A 19,986-nucleotide genomic window follows, 5' to 3' on the forward strand; every position below is an offset into this window, starting at 1 on the left:
CGGGGTCGAGATTTTTGAAAATGACCTTCTGTCCTTTGACGGATCGCCAGAAGATGTCGGCAAAACGATCCGTGATCTGGGTCTGAAACTGGTCACCTTCCAGCCGTTTCGCGATTTCGAAGGCATGCCCGAACCCCAGCGTACCCGCGCATTTGAGCGCGCCGAGCGCAAGTTCGACCTGATGGAAGAACTGGGAACGGATCTTTTGATGGTCTGTTCGAACGTCTCCCCGCAATCATTGGGTGGGCTTGATCGCGCCGCCAGGGATCTGGCAGAGCTTGGTGATCGTGCGGCCAAACGTGGCCTGCGTGTCGCGTTCGAGGCCCTTTCATGGGGCAAGCATATCAGCGACTATCGCGACAGTTGGGAAGTTGTGCGGCGCGCCAATCACCCGAATGTTGGTCTTGTGCTTGATACCTTCCACATCATGGCGCGCAAGGTGCCGCTTGATGCGATTTCATCGATTCCGGGTGACAAGATTTTCCTCGTGCAGGTGGCCGATGCGCCGATCCTTGAAATGGATGCCCTGTCCTGGAGCCGTCATTTCCGCTGCTTCCCGGGGCAGGGGGACTTCCCGCTCGGTGAATTCATGCGCAACCTTGCCATGACCGGCTATGACGGACCGCTGTCGCTTGAGATTTTCAACGATCAGTTCCGCTCAAGCTCGACCAAGAACGTGGCGAAGGATGGCTTGCGCTCCCTGATCTATCTGGGCGACGGCATCGAAGGCGTTCAGGTTGGTGAAAAGGGCACAGCCCTGCCGCCCAAGGCGCATGCCAAGGAAGTCGGTTTTGTCGAGTTCGCGGTCGAGGAAGAAAATGCCGAAAAGCTTGCCACGCTTTTCGCAGCCCTTGGTTTTGAAAAACGCGGCAGTCACAAAACCAAAGCGGTGACCTGGTGGAAACAGGGTGACATCAACCTTGTGATCAATTGTGACAAGGATGGCTTTGCGCATTCCTATAACATCGTGCATGGCCCGTCGGTCTGTGCGGTGGGGCTTAAGGTTGATGATGCCAAGGCAACGATGGATCGTGCGCAATCATTGCTTGCCGCTCCCTTCAGTCAGGCGGTTGGCAAAGGCGAAATTGAAATGCCGGCCATCCGGGGTGTTGGCGGCAGCCTTGTTTACTTCCTTGATGATCACAGCGAGCTTTCGCGTATCTGGGATGTCGAGTTCGAACCCGAAAAGGGCACGGACGCCGATGCCGGAAAGGCGAAACTTCGCAAGGTCGATCATGTTTCATACTCGATGCAGTATGAGGAAATGCTGACCTGGCTTCTGTATTTCACCTCGATCTTTGATCTCGGCAAAATGCCGACCCTGGACATCCCGGATCCGGGCGGGCTTGTGCAAAGTCAGGTGGTGCAAAGCGATGCGGTGCGTTTGATCCTCAATGGCTCGCAAAGCCCGCATACCCAGCATTCCCAGTTCCTCAACGAGTTCTTTGGCAGCGGTGTGCAGCATCTGGCATTCGCCAGCGACGATATCTTTGCATCAGTGGATTACTGCATGGCACATGGCGTTGAAATCCTGCCGATCCCGGAAAACTACTATGACGATATCGAAGCACGTTTCGGGCTGGAGCCGGAACTGCTTGATCGGTTGCGCGCACGTAATATTCTTTATGATCGTGACGATGAAGGTGAGTATTATCAGGTCTATACGCGCACCTTCGCCAATCGATTCTTCTTTGAATTGGTGGAGCGTCGCGCGTATCGTGGCTTCGGGGCGGCCAATGCGCCGATCCGGCTTGCGTCACAGACGCGCATGAACCGTCGTAACGATGCGGCGAAATAACCACAGGGCACCAAGCGCATAAAGGCGGGAACAAGGAAATGAGCGTGCAGGAAATTCTAGTCATCAATGGACCGAACCTGAACCTGCTAGGGCAGCGCCAGCCAGAGATTTACGGCTATGACACGCTGGCCTCGATTGAGGAAAAGTGCAGTGCGCTTGCCACGGAACTTGGTGTTTCGGTGCGTTTTGGCCAGTCCAACCACGAGGGTGCGATCATTGACATGATCCACGATGCCCGCACCAAGTCAGCCGCCCTGATCATCAATGCCGGTGCCTATACTCATACATCCATTGCGATCCATGACGCGCTCAAGACCTTTGAGGGCTATATCATCGAGTTGCATATTTCCAACCCGCACGCGCGCGAGGAATTCCGCCACACCAGCTGGATCAGCTCAGTCGCCGATGCCGTGATGGCCGGGGCTGGTGCCTATGGCTATGAGCTGGCAACCCGCCTTGCTGCAGAAAAGATCAAGGCGGCCTGAAAAAAGCTCTGAATTATTCAATCCTGTCTCGGCGAAGTTCTTTAATTCCGCCCAAAGACAATTTGAATAATCACGACATTGGCAGCAATCGTCATTCCCCAAAGCCTGCCCCCGCGAAGGCGGGGGGCGGGAATCCAGTCTGCTTGCGGCGATATGGACTTCGGGTCTGCGCCCCGTTTCGCCCGGAATGACGGCCCATCTTTAGACGGAACTGCGTGACCGCAACGCGGCGGCCAATGTGCCGTCATCAAGATAATCAAGCTCGCCACCCACCGGCACGCCATGGGCAAGGCGGGTGACCTTGACCCCGGTCTCCATCAGTCGTTCGGTGATGTAATGCGCCGTGGTCTGGCCATCGACCGTGGCGTTGGTGGCAAGGATCACCTCGGCCACAGCATTTTCACGCACGCGATTGACCAGCTGATCGATTTTAAGGTCATCCGGACCGACGCCATCAAGCGGTGACAGTGTGCCCCCCAGCACATGATAGCGCCCCTTGAACGCGGCACCGCGTTCCAGCGCCCAAAGGTCCTGAACTTCCTCGACCACACAGATCGTGTCGGAACTGCGGTTGTGATCGGCACAGATATGGCAGGGATCGGTGACATCAATATTGCCGCAATTGGCACAGGTCGTCATGACCTCCGCCGTGGCATGAAGGGCATCGGCCAGCGGGATCATCAATGTTTCGGGTTTCTTGAGCATCTGCAAAACCGCACGTCGTGCCGAACGCGGCCCAAGGCCGGGCAGGCGTGAAAGCAGCTTGATCAGATTTTCAATTTCCCGTCCGGTCATCATGACCCCGTGCTGGTAAAGTTTGATCGTTACATATTGCTTGTATCAAAAACAAAGGGTGGCGCAATGCCACCCTTTGCCGCGTACCTTTAAACTACGAAATTTATCGCGTGTCCGATGAAAGATCAGAACGGCAGTTTGAAGCCTTCCGGCAGGTTCATGCCGCCGGTGACGTCTTTCATCTTTTCCTGAACGGCGGCCTCGACCTTGACCTTGGCGTCGTTATAGGCGGCAACGATCAGGTCTTCGAGGACTTCGGTGTCTTCGGGGTCGACGATGCTTTTATCCAGCGAAAGGCCGCGCATTTCGCCTTTGCCATTGAGCATCACTTTGACCATGCCCGCACCGGACTGGCCTTCGATTTCAAGTTCAACCAGTCCTTCCTGCATTTCCTGCATTTTGGACTGCATCTGCTGGGCCTGTTTGAGCATCCCTGCAAGGTTCTTCATAGCTCGTCGTCTCCTTCGAGATAAAATGCGTCGTCATATACGGAACCGCTTTCGTCCTCTTCACCCTCGGGATTTTCCTGTCCGGGTGGCAGGTGGACGGCAACGATTTTTGCTTTGGGTAAACCATCAAGAATGGCCCTGACCAGCGGATCTTGCGAGGCATCCGCCTTGCGCTGTTCAAGGGCTTCAAGTTCCTGTTCCTTAAGGGTCGGTGCCCCTTCCTCGCGCTCAGACACGCTGACCAGCCAACGATTTCCGGTCAGGCCATTAAGCGCCGTGATCAGTTTGGTCGAAAGGTCCGATCCTGCCCCGCGTGCCGGGCGAAATTCGATGCGACCCGGCTCATACTTCACCAGATGCATATAGTTTTTGACCTGCATGGCAAGACCGGTGGTTTCACGGTCCTTGCCAAGCAACTCGGCAACTTCCTCAAACGTTTCGGGCATCCTGGCATAGACAGGTTGTTCGACCTGTTCGGGTTCGCCCAGCGGGTCGGGTCGTCGCTGTGCCACGGCAGCTGCACCACCGCCGCCACCATTGACCACTTGCATGCGGGGTCCTGGACCACCGCTACCGCCGCCGCCATTGCCACCGCCTTGCGGGGCACCGCCGCCATTGCCGGCATTGTTCATATCCTGACGGAGCTTCTTGATCAGGTCACCGGGTGGTGGCATTTCCGCGGCATAGGCCAGACGGATCAGGATCATTTCAGCGGCCTGAATGGGGGATGGCGCAATCCGCGTTTCTTCAAGCCCCTTAAGCAACATCTGCCACGCGCGGGTCAGTTGCGGCATGGCAAGCTTGGCGGCAATTTCCTTGCCGCGTTCGCGTTCGATCTGCGACACGCCGGGATCATTGGCCGCATCGGGTGACAGCTTTACACGTGTCAGCCAGTGGGTCAGATCGAGCATATCCTGCAACATCACCGGCGGATCACCGCCAAGGGCATATTGCGCACCAAGAAGTTCCAGCGCCTCGTTAATCTCGCCCTTCATGGTGTGATCAAACAAATCGAATATGCGTGACCGGTCTGAAAGGCCCAGCATATCACGCACCTGCTGGGTGGTGACCTTGCCCGCACCATGCGAGATCGCCTGATCGAGCAAGCTCATGCCATCACGGACCGATCCATCGGCGGCACGCGCGATCAGGGTGACGGCTTCTTCTTCGATCTCGGCATTTTCAAGCCCGGCGATGCGGCCATAGTGCGCGGCCAGTTCATCGGTCTGCACACGACGCAAATCAAACCGCTGACAGCGCGACAGAACCGTAATCGGAATTTTGCGGATCTCGGTGGTGGCAAAGATGAATTTCACATGCTCTGGCGGTTCTTCAAGCGTTTTGAGAAGCGCGTTAAACGCACTTTTCGAAAGCATGTGCACTTCGTCGATGATGTAGATCTTGTAACGTGCCGAAGTCGGACGATAACGCACGCCTTCGATCAGTTCGCGAATGTCATCCACACCGGTGCGCGACGCCGCATCCATTTCCAGCACATCAACATGGCGGTCTTCGGCAATCGCGCGGCAATGCTCACAGACACCGCATGGCTCGATCGTTGCGCCGCCATTGCCGTCTGCGCCAATGCAGTTCAGCGCACGCGCAATGATACGCGCCGTTGTGGTTTTACCAATACCGCGCACCCCGGTCAGGATGAAGGCATGGGCCAGTCGGCCGCTTTCAAGCGCGTTTGACAGCGTCTTGACCATCGGCCCGTGGCCGATCAGCTCATCAAAGGATTTCGGGCGGTATTTGCGCGCAAGAACCTGATATTCGCTTTTGGCTTCGGGTTCGGCCACAGCAGCGGGCGCGGTTGTTTCCGCACCGGTACTTTCTGATGCCGTTTCACCTTCTGGCGCTGTTTCGCTCGCGGTCTCGATCTGATCGCTCATTCATCCGGTCCGGACTGTTTTAATTCTCAGTTGGTTTTAGCAGCTTCGCGACCGTATGGGAAAGGCCAAGTGGGAAATTTCCCATACAAAAAGCCATCTGCCCGCGAATGTCAGGGGCATGGCAAATATCAGCGATTTCAAAGGGAGAAATGAAAGGGTGAGAGACTGAACAGCGACCCGGAAAAACTCGTTACGGCTGCTACCTTCCGGTCCTGACCGGGTTGGCGAGCGGTCCGTCCACTGCCAGCCTCTCGCCCCCTATATCGCGCAAGCGTTCACAAAACGCAAGGGGGCATTCGGAATTTTAGTGCTGCGCGCAAGTCATCAGTTGCATGCAGGGTCCGCATCGCGGGTGCCGTTTGATACCCGGCCGTCGCGATTGTCGCGCGCCCAGCGCGAAAGCGCGTTGCGCGCAGCATTTGCCGCCGTATTGGCAGGCAGCAGAATGTTCCAGTGTCCCGCCGGGTCATTATCATATTCAACCTGATAGCCGTCAGGCCCGGAAAGGTCATAGGTTTCATCGACCACCGGGTCACCGTCCACGACGGCGGTAAAACGGAACAGGCATGGCTTGTTGTTATTGTTGCCAATGTTATCTGCGTCGAAGTTTGAAACACCGCCGCCGCGATAGGTAAATTCACCATTTGAAAGATTGGCCCGACCGGTGTTGGCGTTGCTCAGACCGACACCATGATAAATATCCACATCTGCATGGGCCGGGTTTTCAAAGGTAACCTGCACGGACAGCGCACCAATGATGAATGCGCCATAGGCTGTGAGTTTTGAAAGCATGATTGTTTTCCTTTCTATGTGCTGTGATTAGCAGGGAAAACGACGAGGCCCCGTCATGGATGTGAAGGAAATTGGCATGGCTTTGCCTGCGGTCGGAACGTTGATCGGGGAGATCGCAGTTGTCTTTTATGCGCGCAGCTTTAAAGTCTGAGCCAAATTTTGGCCGATAGGTAAATCGGTCGCTGCAGCCGAGTTTTTGAAAGAAGGAGCACCAGGGGTCATGACAAGGCAATTCTTCGAAGCCGCTGATCTTGATCGTGATGCGAGCCTTCGAAAATCTGAGCACTGGCAACAGCTTCTGTTGGCCGAGGAGTCGCTGCGCATCCTGATTTGTCATGCGGGTGACCCACTTTTTGCCTGGCCCGAAGACATGGATGCCCACGAGCTTGTGGTACTGGGTGCCCCGGCGGTGCCGCATCTTGATGTCGATCTGTATGGCGGGGAGTGGATTTACCTTGGCCGCGATGTTGGCGGGCCAGTGATCGCGGTGGATATTGCCCCGGTGGTTTCAGATCGTGAAGAGGCCGTGCGCAAGCTGGGGGGTGGTTTTGGCGACATGCGCACCCGCATGGCGTGCCTGTCCGTTGACGAGGCCGCCCTTGCTGCGCAGGCGCGCGCCATCTTTCACTGGCACCAGGGGCATAAATTCTGCGGGGCCTGCGGGTATCCCAACGCGGTGGTCGAGGCGGGCTATCGCCTGCAATGCACCAATCCGGTTTGTGGCAAGCCCCATTTCCCGCGGACCGATCCGGCGGTAATCATGCTGATTCACCATCAGGATCATGTGTTGCTGGCGCGCTCGCCCCAATTCCTGCCCGGCATGGTGTCTGTGCTGGCGGGTTTTGTGGAGCCGGGCGAGAGCCTTGAACAAGCCGTGGCGCGTGAGGTGTTCGAGGAAGTCGGGATCAAGATCAAGCGTCCGGAGTATGTGGCGTCTCAACCCTGGCCGTTTCCGGGGTCGCTTATGCTGGGGTTTGTGGCGGAGGCCGAAACCACAGACCTTGTTCTTGATGACGAAGAAATAGAATTTGCGATGTGGGTACATCGCGATGATGTGCAAAACCTTCCTGAAAAGGACATTAATTTACCCCGCCCGATTTCAATTGCGCGCTTCCTTCTGGAAAATTGGTGCGCGGGACGCATATAGTATCCAAAGCGTCTTTTTTCACCGTTTTGATGGTGGGCATGCCTTTGCCGTTCGTCAGCAAGTTTCGGGGGAGCATTTTGATACCTATGCGTTTGGCACGTAATGCGGCGTTGAGCGGCTTTGTCTTGGGCATGCTTCTGGTTCTTTCCGGGGGGATGGTTGCCAAAGCCCATGAACCGATACCGGTCAAGGTCGGCGCCTATGAATATGGGGTTGTCTATTTTTATCAGGATGGTGAACCCCGCGGCATGGCGCCGAGCCTGATTGATCTTCTGAATGATTTTCAGGATGAGTACGCGTTTGAGCTTTCCGAAACGTCATCGCGACGGCGCTATCAGGCCGTGGTCGATGGTGAGGTCGATCTTGTCCTGCTTGAAAGCTCGAAATGGGACTGGGAAAACTATGATGTCCGGTTCTCTGGCCCGATCGTTCAGGAAGAGGATCTCTATGTCGCGCTGGCTGATCGCGGAAATGCCGAAGCACTGTTTTCCGATATCGCCAGCTATCCGATGCTTTGCGTGCTGGGTTTCCATTACGGGTTTGCCGATTTCAACGCAGATCCGGCGTATCTGCGTCAGAATTTCGATGTCTTGCTGCGCTACAACGAAAAAGAAGTTCTTGCAGGATTGTTGGCCGGAGAAGCACCGATCGGTGTCGTATCCGCAGGCTTTTTGGCCGCGCAATTCGGCGAGATTCCCGGTTTGCGCAATAGCCTTGTGATCGCCGATCAGCCCGATGCAACCTATGATCTGGTGTCGGTGCTCTCGGAGGGTTCGGCCATTCCGCTTGAGCGGTTCAATCAGCTGGTATCCGAGCTACGCGCCACCGGCGAGGTGGAAAGACTGTGGCAGCAATTTCGGGCGGGCCTTGCCGGATAGCCCTTAGTCCAGAGGTGGAATACGGGCAATGACATTGCGCCGCAAAGCGTCGGGACGTTCCCGCCAGGCAACGATGCCCTTTTCACTTTCGGCATATTTTGACGCCAGTTCACACAGATCATCAATCATGCTGTCTGGATCGACATTGCCGTAAACATATCCCCACTTTCCCGATCCGTTCAGCGCGATCGAGCAGCCAGAATTGCAATTGGTCAGACATTCAACTGCCTTGAGCTCGAACGGCAGATCGCGCTTGGCACAGATTTCTTGCATGCGTTCGAACAGTGTCTGGCCATGCCGCGGATTTGTTGATGCCTCGGCGTTTGAGGCCGTGCAGGTGGTGCAGATGTTCAGGCGTGGCTTGGTCGTCATGCGGGTCATTTTATCCAAAATGGGGGTAAGCGATCAGGGCGCGCATCCAATCAGCTTGCGACCGGTCTGGTCAAGTCACCATCAAGATGATGGGCAACATATTCCTGAATGGCACCGGCCAGTTGGCGGCTCACCAGTGGATGGGAATCCTCGGCCAGCATGACGGCCACACCAACGGCGGGCAGTGGCGGGAAACCGTCACGGGAATCCAGGATCTTGAACTCGTCGGAGACACTGGCCGCCGCAAGGGCAGCAACACCCAGCCCGTTGCGCACCAGATGCAAAAGTGACGCCGCCTGACGGGAGGTGGCATACAGCGTGAACGGCCGATTGGATTTGGAAAATGCATCAATTGCCCACGCATGAAACTTGCAATCCTCAGCAGGCAAAACCAGTGGCAGTGGATCGAGCTTGTGTTGCTTGTGCATCGGCGAAGACGCCCAGACACCGGGTTCGTGACGCAGGAAATACCCTTCTTCGCCCTTTTCGGACCGACTGATTATCGAAAGGTCAAGTTCGCCCTGATCAAGCATTCGACGCAAAAGGATCGTCGGGTTAACCGATACAAAGAACCGCGCATTCGGATAGGCCGTGCTGATGGCCCGCAAGACAACGGGCAGGATCTTTTGCGCGTAGTCATCAGGGCAGCCAATACGGATCGGGCGGCTGGCATCCTGGGCGCGTAACTTGCCCATGGCTTCGTCTTGCAGCGACAGAATGCGGCGTGCATAGCCGACAAAGGTAATGCCTTCATGGGTCAGTTGGACATTGCGACCGTCACGTTCGAACAGTTTGTTATCAACCAGTTCTTCAAGGCGCTTCATCTGCATGGAAAAGGCCGATGGTGTGCGCCCGATACGGTCGGCTGCACGATTGAAACTGCCGCATTCGGCAAAGGCTACAAAACTTCGTAACAGGTCGGAATCCATATGGCGCCCCTTTGATCAGAAAGTTTGATCAAGAATCTTGAACAATTGGATCAAAACTATTCGATTGTCGGAATGCGATCCAGCGGCAAATATCAAACCCGGCCGGCCAATGCAGTTTTCAGTGAATGCTTTAACGCATGTGCCACAAGGAATATCACGATGATTTTGAACGACTATTTGATGTCGGGGAACGGCTATAAGGTCCGTTTGCTGCTTTCGATTCTGGGTCAACCGTTTGAATATGTCGAACGCGACATCATGAAGGGCGAAACCCGCACGCCGGAATATCTTGAAAAGATCAACCCGCACGGCAAGATCCCGACCCTTGTGCTGGATGACGGTCGGACATTGGCCGAAAGCAACGCCATTCTGACCTATCTGGCCGAAGGAACCAACTTTATCCCCCGGGATGCTTATGAACGGGCCGAGATGATGAGTTGGCTATTCTTTGAGCAATATGATCATGAGCCCAACGTGGCGGTTCTGATTTCCTGGTACGAGATCAAAGGATTGCCTGACAATGCCGATATCCTGGAGCCGATGAAACAGGCCGGGGCGAAACGTGCGCTTGATCTGATGGAAAAGCGGTTGTCGGGTCACAACTGGCTGGTGGGTGAGGCGCTCAGCATTGCGGACATTTCGCTATATGCCTACACGCACCGGGCCGAGCTTGGCAAAATCAGCCTTGCACCTTATTCCGGCATTCGCGCCTGGCTTGACCGGATCGCAGCACTTCCGGGCTATGTACCGATCACCTGGACGCCATAAGACTGAAAAGAAGCCACCACAAACAAGCTATTGCCCATGGGGTTGGGGATCCGGGGATTATCATCCCTGTCTGTGGTGGCCAAGTACCCTGACGTAATTAAGGGGAAACGTCAGGGTGGCGGTCAGGCAGATTTCAAAAGTTTTTCGGGCAAAAGAGGATCGGTTTGTGCCGCAGAACCCCGTGCCCTGAAGCGCATAAAGGCATCTTCGACATTGGGCGTGTCGGCCAGCATTTCCGGCCCGCCGGGCATGGCGTTCAGGTAATGGATCATTGGCATGATCATCATGTCCGGGATGGTAAAGCGATCACCGCATATCCAGCCATCTGCGTAAGCCGGATCAAGGACAGAAAGGTCATGACGGATGATATCGGCCATCCGGTTCATCTGGATGGCAAATCCCGGATCATGGCGCTTGGCATCGTCGGTTAGAACCATCGGAATGACGAAATTACGGATGATGTTCTGATCAAGCCGTGTCATGGCAAGGCTGATCCACTGGTTCATCCGCGCCACTTTTTGCGCACTTACAGGACGAAGCAGCGGGCCCGGAAACCGGTCATCGACATAACGACAGATCGCGGCGGTTTCATACAGCACAAAGGGGCCGTCATTCAGGACCGGTACCTTGCCAAACGGATTGCTGCGCAACAGTTCGGGCGTTGGCGGATGTCCCGGGGTCTGGACATTTTTGGTGCTGAATTCAAAGGCGATTTCCTTTTCCAGACAGGCAATGCGAACAGTGCGTGTAAGATTGCTGCGCGGCATTCCGATGATTGTCACGACCGACATGGCAAGGTCCCTTTTTGCTAGGTGAGCTTGCACACAGCATTACGTCGGCCATAATATGTTCAAGAACATATTATTATGGTGTGTCATGATTGCATTCTGTCCAGGGCCGGATGCCCGAACACGCGGTGGAGATTGAAATGCCCTATAGCCCGTCCCACAAACCGAAAACCCGTATCCGCATCGTTAATGCGGCCAGCGCGTTGTTCAAAAAGCACGGGTTTGAAAATGTCACGATTGATCAGGTCATGGCGGCTGCCGGGCTGACACGTGGCGGGTTCTATGCGCATTTCAAAAACAAGGAAGATCTGTTTGTCGCCTGTGTGGAAAACGGCATGTCGCTTTTATCGTCGCCCGTGTTGGCGAAATTGCGCAAGGCAGAGTTATCCGGCGACGACTGGGTGACATCCTTTGCGGAACTTTATCTGTCGCGGGTGCATATTGATAATCCCGACCTTGGATGTGCTTTGCCGACATTATCGACAGAGGTATCGCGTTCCGGTGACCTGGCACGGGCAGCGTTTTCAAAGCTGATTGAACAGGCATCAGGCAAGCTTGCCTGGAAGCTGGCAAAGGAGGATGGCGTTCCGGGTATGGATAAACCGGTGCCGGTTGACGGCGAGTCCGTGCTGCCGGATGTCCCCGACGGCTATCGCCGGGAAGCCACATCAATGCTGGCGATGATGGTTGGTGCGGTTGTGCTGGGTCGTGCGGTCGATGATGACACCGCCGACGATATTCTGGCGTCCACGCGCGATACGATCGTGCAATCGCGGGGTCGACCGCCAAAAGAAGCCGGTCGGAAGACCGGCTGATCAGTTGTAGAAACCTGACAGGATTTCAGCATAGATCTTCACAAGGTTTTCGATGTCATCGACCATGGCGTGTTCATCGACCTTGTGCATGCTTTGCCCGACCAGACCGAATTCGGCGACCTCGGTGTATTTCTGAATGAAGCGCGCATCGGATGTGCCGCCCGTCGTGCTCATTTCCGGGCGTTTGCCGGTAACCTTTTCCGAAGCATCGGCAATCAGGCTTGCGAGTTTGCCCGGCGTGGACAGGAACGCCTCGCCAGAAATCTTGACCCTGAGATCATGCGCACCGGCATGCTCGGCACAGACATCCTCAATCCATTTTTTAAGATCCGCACCCTTGTGCTGATCATTAAAGCGGATGTTGAACGCGGCACTGACCTTGGCGGGCACCACATTGGTTGCGGTATTCCTCGCATCGACGGTGGTGATTTCAAGGTTGCTGGGCTGGAAATGATCGGTGCCCTGATCAAGTTCACGCGAATTAAGCACATCCAGCGTCTTGATCATGCGTGGGACCGGATTGTCCGCCAGATGCGGATAGGCGACGTGGCCCTGTGCGCCATAAACCGTCAGCCAGCCGGTGATAGAGCCACGGCGGCCAACCTTCATCATCTCGCCCAGATATTTCGGGTTGGTCGGTTCGCCCACCAGACAGGCGTCAAATTTCTCGCCCTGCTGATCGCACCATTCGACCAGCTTGACCGTGCCGTTGATCGCGTCGGCTTCTTCGTCACCGGTGATCAGGAACGAGATGCTTTCATCAAAATCCGGATTGGCAGCAAGAAAGGCGTCAACGCCGCCAACAAAGCAGGCGATACCGGTTTTCATATCAACCGCACCCCGGCCAAACAGACGGCCGTCTTTGACTTCGCCACCGAACGGATCAACCGTCCATGCGGCAGCATCGCCAGCCGGGACGACATCAGTATGTCCGGCAAAACAGAAATTGCGGCCCTTGGTCCCAAGGCGCGCATAAAGGTTGTCGATCGCGTCACTGCCATCACCGTCAAAGACCTTGCGCGTGCAATCAAAGCCGCGGGCCTCAAGCGCCTTTTGCAACACATCAAGCGCGCCTTCATCGGCAGGTGTTACCGACGGGCAGCGGATCAGGGATTGTGCAAGTTCAAGGGCGGTCGACATTGGCACTCTCTTGGTCTTTGGGTGTTAGGCAGTAATAGGAATTGTAGCCTATTTTATATGTTTCATGTGAAACATATCAGGAACAAATATACATTAAGGGGCGAAACAGCCATCCGTTTCGCCCCTTATATCATGATCACATTGCGTGTCGCAGATCAGTCGCGCAGCAGTTCGTTGATCGAGGTTTTCGAGCGGGTCTTTTCATCAACACGTTTGATGATGACCGCGCAATACAGGCTCGGCCCCGGGGTACCATCGGGAAGCGGCTTGCCCGGAATACTGCCCGGAACGACCACGGAATATGCCGGAACGCGACCGACAAAGGTCTCGCCGGTGGTGCGGTCGATGATTTTGGTCGATGCGCCGATGAAGACACCCATCGAAATGACAGCACCTTCTTCGACAATCACACCCTCAACGATTTCCGAACGCGCACCGATGAAAGCATTGTCTTCGATGATGACCGGACCGGCCTGAAGCGGCTCAAGCACGCCACCGATACCCGCACCACCCGACAGGTGAACGTTCTTGCCGATCTGTGCGCAGGAACCAACCGTTGCCCAAGTGTCGACCATGACGCCGGTATCAACATAGGCGCCGAGGTTCACGAAGGACGGCATCAAAACGGTGCCCGGTGCGACATAGGCCGAGCGGCGCACGATGCTGCCCGGAACAGCGCGGAAACCGGCTTCCTTGAATTGGGCATCGCCCCAACCTTCGAACTTGGACGGGACCTTGTCCCACCAGTTGGTGTTCTCACCCGGACCGCCTGCGATGGTGGTCATGTCATTGAGGCGGAACGACAGGAGAACTGCCTTTTTCGCCCACTGATTGACGACCCATTTGCCATCAACCTTTTCAGCAACGCGCAGTTCGCCGGAATCCATCGCGCGAAGCGATTGTTCAACAGCTTTGCGGATTTCGCCCTGGGTGGCGGAATTGATTTCGTCGCGGTTTTCCCAGGCGACGTTGATCACGCCTTCAAGCTCGGTCTTGTTCATGTTTCGAAGGTCCTTGCGGTCAGCCAAAATTGCGTCGGCGGAGAATGGTCAAAGCCGACCTTGAAGTCAACTCCGCCAGTTTACGTAGAAACGCCTGTTTAAGGCAGATTTCCGTTCCTGATCCCTGTTTTGCCCATCTATCCCGTCCAATGGGCGCGATAGAAATAAACGATCAGAAGGCCAAGCTCAATCCTGGAACGATGACAAATCGGCCAAGTCGGCAATTTGATCCGGCAGGGGCATCCGCGTCAGGCGCCTTTGGACAATCCACGCAAGAAGTCGACAAGATCATCCGTTTCATGATCAATGCGCGGATCATCGCGCCCATCCTGTGCCCATTCGATGTCGGTATGCACCCAGACAGTCGTCATACCCATATCCTTGGCAGGCAGCAGGTTTTTGGCCATGTCTTCGAAATAGACGGCCCGGGTCGGATCAATGCCATCGCGCGCCAAAAGCAGGTCATAGGGTTCCTGCTTGGGCTTGGGGATATAATTGGCATCGACAATGTCAAAGATGGTTTCGAAATGATCGGAAATGCCAAGGCGATCCATCACGCGTTCGGCGTGGCCACGCGATGCATTGGTAAAGATCAGTTTTCGGCCCGGAAGATCATCAAGTGCAGTTGCCAAATCCGGTGCCGGTGACACCACCGACAGATCAATGTCATGGACCTTGGCCAGATAATCAGCCGGATCAACTTCATGTTCGGTCATCAACCCGCGCAGGGTGGTGCCGTAGCGATGGAAATAGTCCTTTTGCACCCGATAGGCTTCGCTGGCTTCAAGCTTGAGCGCATCGCGAACATATTCCCCGATCAGATCAGAAACCTGCGAAAACAGATTGCAGGCCGCCGGATAAAGCGTGTTGTCGAGATCAAAGATCAGCACGCTGTCATCAGTAAGGCGGGGCAGTGCGGATGTGCGTTTCGGGGCGGTGGTCATGAACGGGGCCTTCCAGAGTATGCATAGGTCGATGACGGGTCAGGGCGCCGACATTTGTAAGCGATCCTTACGGTCTTGCAAACCATCAGGATCACTCATTGACGTGTTCACGCATTCTGACATTGCATCGGTGGGTATGTGCTGCGCCGAGATATGGCCGCAGGGGTTTAAATTTTCCCGCAAGACCAAACATATAGAGTGCTTTTGGCCGGTCCCATGTCCGGGACGTTGGTGCGTGAAATCGTGCGTCAGGTTTGACCGGTCTTGTTTGTCTGCAGAGGTTTTCGGCTTCTTGTAAAACCATTGTTAATCAGGATCGGTTGATGATTGGCAAAAGACACAAAGAAAATCAGGACGGTTTCCGTGTTCGGGGGAAGGGGAAATTGTCTTTAGATCCAGGCAGTGTGAGAGGGTGCGTTGGATAAACTTATAAAAGCTCGGACAACCGAACTTCGAAATGAAAGAAATCGTTTTGCGGCTTTGGCCTTTGTCTGGGGGGACCTTCTTCTTGAGCTGGACGGCGATCTGAAGATTGTTTTTGCCTCTGGTGCATCAGACGGCATTCTTGGTCAGCAACCACAGGACCTGGCGGGCAAACCGTTTACCGGGTTTTTGTCAAAGCAGTTCAGGCCACTGGTAACCGAAATGTTGCAGGTCGCGCGCCGACGCGGGCGAATGGATAACATTCAGGTGCGGTTTAACCAGCAAGGCGAATTGTTAAGCCCGCCCGTTTCCATGAGCGGCTATTTCTTGCCGGATCTTGGCGATCATTTCTTTGTCGCATTGCGTGTGACGATCAATGCGCTGTCACCCGATATTGCCGCCACCCTTCAGCGCGACAACGCCACGGGACTTCTCGATGAGGAAAGCCTGTCAAAGGTTGTCACGGAACGGTTGATGGCGCGCCGGGAAACCGGGATTGAACACAAATTTACCCTGATGACCCTGAATGCGTTTGATCCGCTATGCGCGCGGATGAAACAGATCGAACAGGCTGAAATGATGGCCAGCGTCGGTGCTTTTTTGCGTGCCCATTCGGTCGCGGGCGACACGGCCGGGCGACTGGGAACTGAACAATTTGGCATGTTGCATCGTGCCGATGTGCCGATTGGCGATCTTGAAAAACGGATCGGGGAATGCATTCGTGATGCCGATCCGGCAGGGGTGGGTGTCGATGTCAGTTCGACGGTGACTGATTTTACAACAGAGATTATTCCACCCGGCGATCTGGCGCGGGGTGTTTTGTACTCCATCAGGCGATTCTGTGACCGTCAGGAACACAGTTTTACCTTCTCGCGGTTGATGGGGCAGGCCGACAATCTGGTCAACAACACCTTTTCCGCGATGCAGGATTTCGGCATGCGGGTCGATCAACTGAAGTTCGATACGGTCTATCAGCCCATCGTGCGCCTGCCGACAGCCGAGATCCACCATTTCGAGGTGCTGGTGCGGTTCTATGATGATGACGGCAATCTGATCCCGACTGAGCAGCTGATTACCTTTGCCGAACAGGTCAATATGGTCCATCGCCTTGATCTGGCGATGTTGCGCAGAAACATCAAATGGATCAGATCACAACTTGATGAGGGTATTACAGTTCGGGTTGCCGTGAATATTTCCGGTCATTCAATTGAAAACCCGGATTTCTGCCGGTCTGTGATCGCGCTTTTTGAACGGAATCGCGACGCCCTTGGTCAATTGATGCTTGAGGTTACTGAAACAGCCGAAATCAACGATATCGATACCGCGGCGAAGTGGATAAGCCGTTTCCGAGAGTTCGGTGTTGAAATCTGTCTGGATGATTTCGGCACTGGCGCGTCGAACTTCCGCTATCTGAGTGCGATGGATATTGATTATGTGAAGATTGATGGTGAATCGATCCGCCAATCGACCAAGACAGCCAAGGGATTGGCGTTCCTGCGGTCACTGGTCGAGTTATGCCACGAGATCAATGTCGAAGTGGTCGCTGAAATGATCGAAACCGACAAGATGCGCGAGCTGGTTACGAAGGCCGGGTTTGATTATGCCCAAGGGTATCTTTTCGGAAAGCCCGAAGCCGATATCACACTTTACTGGCGCGATGCAGCTGCCCGACGTTGACGCACGGGGGTGACGAACAGGGTTGAAGCCGGGCTTTGGACTGTTGGGGGCCACTGGTGCAAGCGTTTTTGGTTAATGTCAGAAGCCTAAGCCGGGTGTGATCAGTCTTGTAGCGGCGGGCCGTCTTTGCGGGCCACCCCGTACTTTGCGAGGATGCTGTCAAACAATCCATTCTCACGAATGGTGGTCAGGCCGGTATTGAGTTCGTTAACCAGTGCTGTTGGATTTTTCGCTTTGCGTGAAATGCAGGAATAATAGGGATTGTTGGAAATTATCTTGTCTTGAATAGACTTGATTCCGGGAAACTGCCGGTCTGGATTGCGCAATTCGTGATCCATGGGGGCCTTGTAACTCAGGGCCACGTCCAGCCGGCGTGAAAGCAACATATCAATCAGTGTGGCTTCACTGTTGACCAGCAGCACATCCAGTCCGGCGTCACGTGCGGATGCCTCAAGGCTGTAGCCGTTGACGATGCCAACGGTCATGTCCTGGGCGTCCTTGATTTCCTCAAGCGTTTTCAGGTTGTTGGTTCCGACGGCATAGAATGCCACCCGGACATATCCCAGCAAATTGGAATAGAAAAACTCATCTTCACGTTCGGGCAGGTAGCTGCATGAACACAGTCCATCAACCTGACCGCTGTTGGCCATGAAATACGCCCGCCGCCACGGATAGAACGGTGTAATCAGGGTAATGTTACGTGTGGCAAAGGCCGCGCGCAGGATCTCGACATCATAGCCCGGCTTGGCTGGGTCCTCGCCGATTTTGGAGGGCGGAAACGGATTACAGGCAAGCGTAACGGTGTCTTGATTGCCGGGCGGAGAGATCAGTGTATTTTGCGCAGCGACCGGCGCTGCCCCATAGAAATACAGGAACAGTGCAAGACAGGCCGGGAAAAGCGAAAGGCGCAATACGTCATCCACGTCAGCCAGAAGGCGACGCGAGAAAAGGTATGGGATAGAAGCAACCCTTTTCATCTCGACTACGCTTTAATTGTTCCAAATTCTATAGCGAGATCAAAATACTAACAGGTTTATTGCCAATTGTGCGAACGGAATCTCGCACCGCAATCAAACGGGGGCACCGGGGCCAAAGAAAAAGGCCGGTGACAAGCACCGGCCTTTTTGCAGATTGACGCCTGATATTATTCGGCGGCTTTTACTTCGGCACTGCTGCGAATTGCAGCGGCGCGTACGCCGTCGTCGACATGTTCTTCGAACTTCGCGAAGTTCTTTTCGAACAGGCCAGTCAGGTTTGCTGCGGCCTTGTCATAGGCGGCCTTGTCGTTCCAGCTTTCGCGCGGGTTAAGAACGTCTGCCGGAATGTTGCCGCATGCCGTCGGATATTCCAGACCGAAGAACGGGTCGGTTGCGAATTCGGCATTTTCGAGATCACCATTCAGTGCTGCATTCAGCAGACCACGGGTGTAAGCGATCTTCATGCGCGAACCAACGCCATAGCCGCCACCGGACCAGCCGGTGTTGACAAGCCAGCAATTGGCTTCGTGCTTTTCCATCATTTCGCCAAGCAGCTTGGCATAGACCGACGGATGACGCGGCATGAACGGCGCACCAAAGCAGGCAGAGAAGGCCGCAGTCGGTTCCTTGACACCTTTTTCGGTGCCGGCAACTTTTGCGGTATAGCCCGACAGGAAGTGGTACATCGCCTGTGCCGAGGACAGTTTTGCAATCGGGGGCAGAACCCCGAACGCATCACAGGTCAGCATGATGATGTTTTTCGGATGGTTGCCGCGGCCGTCTTCCGATGCATTCGGAATGAATTCGATCGGATAGGAAGAGCGGGTGTTTTCGGTGTGGCGGGCATCGTCGAGATCAAGCTCGCGCGACTGCTTGTTCATCACAACGTTTTCAAGCACGGTCCCGAAACGCTCGGTCGTGGCATGAATTTCCGGTTCGGCTTCTTTGGAAAGCTTGATGACTTTCGCATAGCAGCCGCCTTCGAAGTTAAACACGCCATCTTCGCCCCAGCCATGTTCGTCATCACCGATCAGGGTGCGCGACGCATCGGCCGACAGGGTGGTTTTACCCGTGCCAGACAGGCCAAAGAAGATGGCGGTGTCGCCGTCCTTGCCCATATTGGCCGAACAATGCATCGGCATGACGCCCTTAGCCGGAAGGATGTGGTTAAGAACCGAGAAGATCGACTTCTTCATTTCACCGGCATACCAGGTGCCGCCAATGATAACCATTTTGCGTTCGAAGCTGACCATCACGAAGACGTCGGAGCGGGTGCCGTCGACTTCCGGATCCGCCTGAAGGCCCGGTGCATGAAGAATGGTGAATTCTGGCGAGAAGTCGCGCAGTTCCTCTTTTTGCGGCTGGATAAACATGTTCCGCGCAAAAAGGTTATGCCATGCATTTTCGTTGATCACACGTACCGGCAGGCGGAAACGCGGATCGGAACCGGCAAAGCAATCCTGAACGAACAGCTCGGTGCCCTGGAAATATGCGCGCACTTTCTGATACAGGCGCTCAAATACGTCCGGGCTGACCGGGCGGTTTACATCGCCCCAGTCAATATCTGCCTTGGTGCTTTCTTCTTCGACGATGAAGCGATCCAGTGGGGAACGGCCGGTATGTTCGCCGGTCAGGGCGACAAAGGCACCGCCTTTGGCGATTTTACCTTCGTTGCGACGGATCGCATGTTCATAAAGGCCGGCAGCGTCGAGGTTCCAGTGAACGGCGCCAAGGTTTTTGAGGCCATGAGTTTCAAGGCCTACACGGCTGACAACGGGTCCTGATTGCAGCACGAAACTCTCCTGGTGGGAATGGAAATCTGGGGGTTAATATTATAATGTACACAACTAATTGTGGGTAATCAGTTGCGTTGAGACATATTGTTACAATGATGTCTTAAAAGCAACCGCTCCTTT

Annotated in this window: 19 protein-coding genes and 1 other RNA gene; 7 read left to right on the forward strand and 13 right to left on the reverse strand. The window is 55.0% G+C overall.

Translation table 11 applies throughout. The annotated features are described in order from the left end of the window. Both B2R48_RS01435 and aroQ read left to right on the forward strand, forming a co-directional pair. Positions 1-1,798, forward strand: a 1,798-nt coding sequence (locus tag B2R48_RS01435; protein ID WP_296996914.1) for a bifunctional sugar phosphate isomerase/epimerase/4-hydroxyphenylpyruvate dioxygenase family protein, incomplete at its 5' end; no start/stop codon positions are given. A 38-nt stretch (positions 1,799-1,836) separates the two neighbouring features. After that, complete coding sequence (gene aroQ, locus B2R48_RS01440) at positions 1,837-2,283, forward strand: type II 3-dehydroquinate dehydratase (RefSeq protein WP_296996917.1); 447 nt, start codon at positions 1,837-1,839, stop codon at positions 2,281-2,283. A 201-nt stretch (positions 2,284-2,484) separates the two neighbouring features. On the opposite strand, the gene recR is transcribed toward aroQ, so the two are convergent. The 5 genes from recR to B2R48_RS01465 form a co-directional block, all read right to left on the reverse strand. Then, entirely contained in the window at positions 2,485-3,078 is a 594-nt protein-coding gene (recR, locus tag B2R48_RS01445) for a recombination mediator RecR (protein ID WP_213475447.1), read from the reverse strand. A gap of 125 nt (positions 3,079-3,203) precedes the next feature. Beyond that, positions 3,204-3,527: a YbaB/EbfC family nucleoid-associated protein gene (locus B2R48_RS01450; protein WP_044830201.1), complete on the reverse strand. Its 324-nt coding sequence runs from the start codon at positions 3,525-3,527 to the stop codon at positions 3,204-3,206. After that, the gene (locus B2R48_RS01455; RefSeq protein ID WP_296996926.1) at positions 3,524-5,419 is read right to left on the reverse strand and encodes a DNA polymerase III subunit gamma/tau; all 1,896 of its coding nucleotides are present in this window, start codon (positions 5,417-5,419) and stop codon (positions 3,524-3,526) included. Before B2R48_RS01455 ends, B2R48_RS01450 begins: the two co-directional genes overlap by 4 nt. Before the next feature lie 157 nt (positions 5,420-5,576). After that, positions 5,577-5,671: signal recognition particle sRNA small type (gene ffs / locus B2R48_RS01460), an RNA gene on the reverse strand. Positions 5,672-5,743: 72 nt separating this feature from the next. Next, positions 5,744-6,211, reverse strand: coding sequence for a hypothetical protein (locus B2R48_RS01465; RefSeq protein ID WP_296996929.1), 468 nt, complete (start codon positions 6,209-6,211; stop codon positions 5,744-5,746). A 220-nt stretch (positions 6,212-6,431) separates the two neighbouring features. Here B2R48_RS01465 and nudC point away from each other — a divergent pair, with 220 nt between their 5' ends. Together nudC and B2R48_RS01475 are read left to right on the forward strand one after the other, a co-directional pair. Further along, positions 6,432-7,358 carry an NAD(+) diphosphatase gene (gene nudC / locus B2R48_RS01470; RefSeq protein WP_296996932.1) on the forward strand — a complete coding sequence of 309 codons (927 nt, stop codon included), beginning with the start codon at positions 6,432-6,434 and terminating at the stop codon, positions 7,356-7,358. 86 nt (positions 7,359-7,444) lie between these two features. Then, complete coding sequence (locus B2R48_RS01475; RefSeq protein WP_296996935.1) at positions 7,445-8,236, forward strand: hypothetical protein; 792 nt, start codon at positions 7,445-7,447, stop codon at positions 8,234-8,236. 3 nt (positions 8,237-8,239) lie between these two features. On the opposite strand, the gene B2R48_RS01480 is transcribed toward B2R48_RS01475, so the two are convergent. Together B2R48_RS01480 and B2R48_RS01485 are read right to left on the reverse strand one after the other, a co-directional pair. Next, entirely contained in the window at positions 8,240-8,608 is a 369-nt protein-coding gene (locus B2R48_RS01480) for a DUF1636 domain-containing protein (protein WP_296996938.1), read from the reverse strand. A 50-nt stretch (positions 8,609-8,658) separates the two neighbouring features. Beyond that, complete coding sequence (locus B2R48_RS01485) at positions 8,659-9,537, reverse strand: LysR substrate-binding domain-containing protein (RefSeq protein WP_296996941.1); 879 nt, start codon at positions 9,535-9,537, stop codon at positions 8,659-8,661. Between the two features lie 159 nt (positions 9,538-9,696). Here B2R48_RS01485 and B2R48_RS01490 point away from each other — a divergent pair, with 159 nt between their 5' ends. Continuing rightward, entirely contained in the window at positions 9,697-10,305 is a 609-nt protein-coding gene (locus tag B2R48_RS01490) for a glutathione S-transferase family protein (protein ID WP_296996943.1), read from the forward strand. Positions 10,306-10,427: 122 nt separating this feature from the next. On the opposite strand, the gene B2R48_RS01495 is transcribed toward B2R48_RS01490, so the two are convergent. Next, entirely contained in the window at positions 10,428-11,096 is a 669-nt protein-coding gene (locus B2R48_RS01495; RefSeq protein ID WP_296996944.1) for a glutathione S-transferase family protein, read from the reverse strand. A gap of 89 nt (positions 11,097-11,185) precedes the next feature. Between B2R48_RS01495 and B2R48_RS01500 the strand changes: the two genes are divergently transcribed. Then, entirely contained in the window at positions 11,186-11,908 is a 723-nt protein-coding gene (locus B2R48_RS01500; RefSeq protein WP_296996948.1) for a TetR/AcrR family transcriptional regulator, read from the forward strand. On the opposite strand, the gene dapE is transcribed toward B2R48_RS01500, so the two are convergent. From dapE to B2R48_RS01515, 3 genes are all read right to left on the reverse strand, one after another. Then, positions 11,909-13,048, reverse strand: a complete 1,140-nt coding sequence (dapE, locus tag B2R48_RS01505; protein WP_296996950.1) for a succinyl-diaminopimelate desuccinylase — start codon at positions 13,046-13,048, stop codon at positions 11,909-11,911. A gap of 155 nt (positions 13,049-13,203) precedes the next feature. Next, on the reverse strand, positions 13,204-14,049 hold the full coding sequence (gene dapD, locus B2R48_RS01510; RefSeq protein WP_062953667.1) for a 2,3,4,5-tetrahydropyridine-2,6-dicarboxylate N-succinyltransferase: 846 nt from the start codon (positions 14,047-14,049) through the stop codon (positions 13,204-13,206). Between the two features lie 248 nt (positions 14,050-14,297). Continuing rightward, positions 14,298-14,993 carry a pyrimidine 5'-nucleotidase gene (locus B2R48_RS01515; RefSeq protein ID WP_296996955.1) on the reverse strand — a complete coding sequence of 232 codons (696 nt, stop codon included), beginning with the start codon at positions 14,991-14,993 and terminating at the stop codon, positions 14,298-14,300. Between the two features lie 417 nt (positions 14,994-15,410). Here B2R48_RS01515 and B2R48_RS01520 point away from each other — a divergent pair, with 417 nt between their 5' ends. Continuing rightward, positions 15,411-17,093 carry an EAL domain-containing protein gene (locus B2R48_RS01520; protein ID WP_062953669.1) on the forward strand — a complete coding sequence of 561 codons (1,683 nt, stop codon included), beginning with the start codon at positions 15,411-15,413 and terminating at the stop codon, positions 17,091-17,093. A 101-nt stretch (positions 17,094-17,194) separates the two neighbouring features. Here B2R48_RS01520 and B2R48_RS01525 read toward each other — a convergent pair whose 3' ends face one another. Both B2R48_RS01525 and B2R48_RS01530 read right to left on the reverse strand, forming a co-directional pair. Continuing rightward, on the reverse strand, positions 17,195-18,070 hold the full coding sequence (locus B2R48_RS01525; RefSeq protein WP_296996959.1) for a substrate-binding periplasmic protein: 876 nt from the start codon (positions 18,068-18,070) through the stop codon (positions 17,195-17,197). 167 nt (positions 18,071-18,237) lie between these two features. Continuing rightward, positions 18,238-19,863 (reverse strand): phosphoenolpyruvate carboxykinase, encoded by a 1,626-nt coding sequence (locus B2R48_RS01530; protein ID WP_213475401.1) that lies wholly within the window; start codon positions 19,861-19,863, stop codon positions 18,238-18,240. Between the last annotated feature and the right edge of the window lie 123 nt (positions 19,864-19,986).

It is taken from the genome of Thalassospira sp. UBA848 (genome assembly GCF_002295455.1).
Lineage (GTDB): Bacteria > Pseudomonadota > Alphaproteobacteria > Rhodospirillales > Thalassospiraceae > Thalassospira.

Bases quoted from the DNA above. Each gene is read 5' to 3' on its own strand.
- B2R48_RS01455 (WP_296996926.1), bottom strand. From the start codon at position 5,419: ATGAGCGATCAGATCGAGACCGCGAGCGAAACAGCGCCAGAAGGTGAA.
- dapE (WP_296996950.1), bottom strand. From the start codon at position 13,048: ATGTCGACCGCCCTTGAACTTGCACAATCCCTGATCCGCTGCCCGTCG.
- dapD (WP_062953667.1), bottom strand. From the start codon at position 14,049: ATGAACAAGACCGAGCTTGAAGGCGTGATCAACGTCGCCTGGGAAAAC.
- B2R48_RS01515 (WP_296996955.1), bottom strand. From the start codon at position 14,993: ATGACCACCGCCCCGAAACGCACATCCGCACTGCCCCGCCTTACTGAT.
- nudC (WP_296996932.1), top strand. From the start codon at position 6,432: ATGACAAGGCAATTCTTCGAAGCCGCTGATCTTGATCGTGATGCGAGC.
- B2R48_RS01480 (WP_296996938.1), bottom strand. From the start codon at position 8,608: ATGACGACCAAGCCACGCCTGAACATCTGCACCACCTGCACGGCCTCA.
- aroQ (WP_296996917.1), top strand. From the start codon at position 1,837: ATGAGCGTGCAGGAAATTCTAGTCATCAATGGACCGAACCTGAACCTG.
- B2R48_RS01485 (WP_296996941.1), bottom strand. From the start codon at position 9,537: ATGGATTCCGACCTGTTACGAAGTTTTGTAGCCTTTGCCGAATGCGGC.
- B2R48_RS01450 (WP_044830201.1), bottom strand. From the start codon at position 3,527: ATGAAGAACCTTGCAGGGATGCTCAAACAGGCCCAGCAGATGCAGTCC.
- B2R48_RS01465 (WP_296996929.1), bottom strand. From the start codon at position 6,211: ATGCTTTCAAAACTCACAGCCTATGGCGCATTCATCATTGGTGCGCTG.
- B2R48_RS01495 (WP_296996944.1), bottom strand. From the start codon at position 11,096: ATGTCGGTCGTGACAATCATCGGAATGCCGCGCAGCAATCTTACACGC.
- recR (WP_213475447.1), bottom strand. From the start codon at position 3,078: ATGACCGGACGGGAAATTGAAAATCTGATCAAGCTGCTTTCACGCCTG.
- B2R48_RS01490 (WP_296996943.1), top strand. From the start codon at position 9,697: ATGATTTTGAACGACTATTTGATGTCGGGGAACGGCTATAAGGTCCGT.
- B2R48_RS01475 (WP_296996935.1), top strand. From the start codon at position 7,445: ATGCGTTTGGCACGTAATGCGGCGTTGAGCGGCTTTGTCTTGGGCATG.
- B2R48_RS01525 (WP_296996959.1), bottom strand. From the start codon at position 18,070: ATGAAAAGGGTTGCTTCTATCCCATACCTTTTCTCGCGTCGCCTTCTG.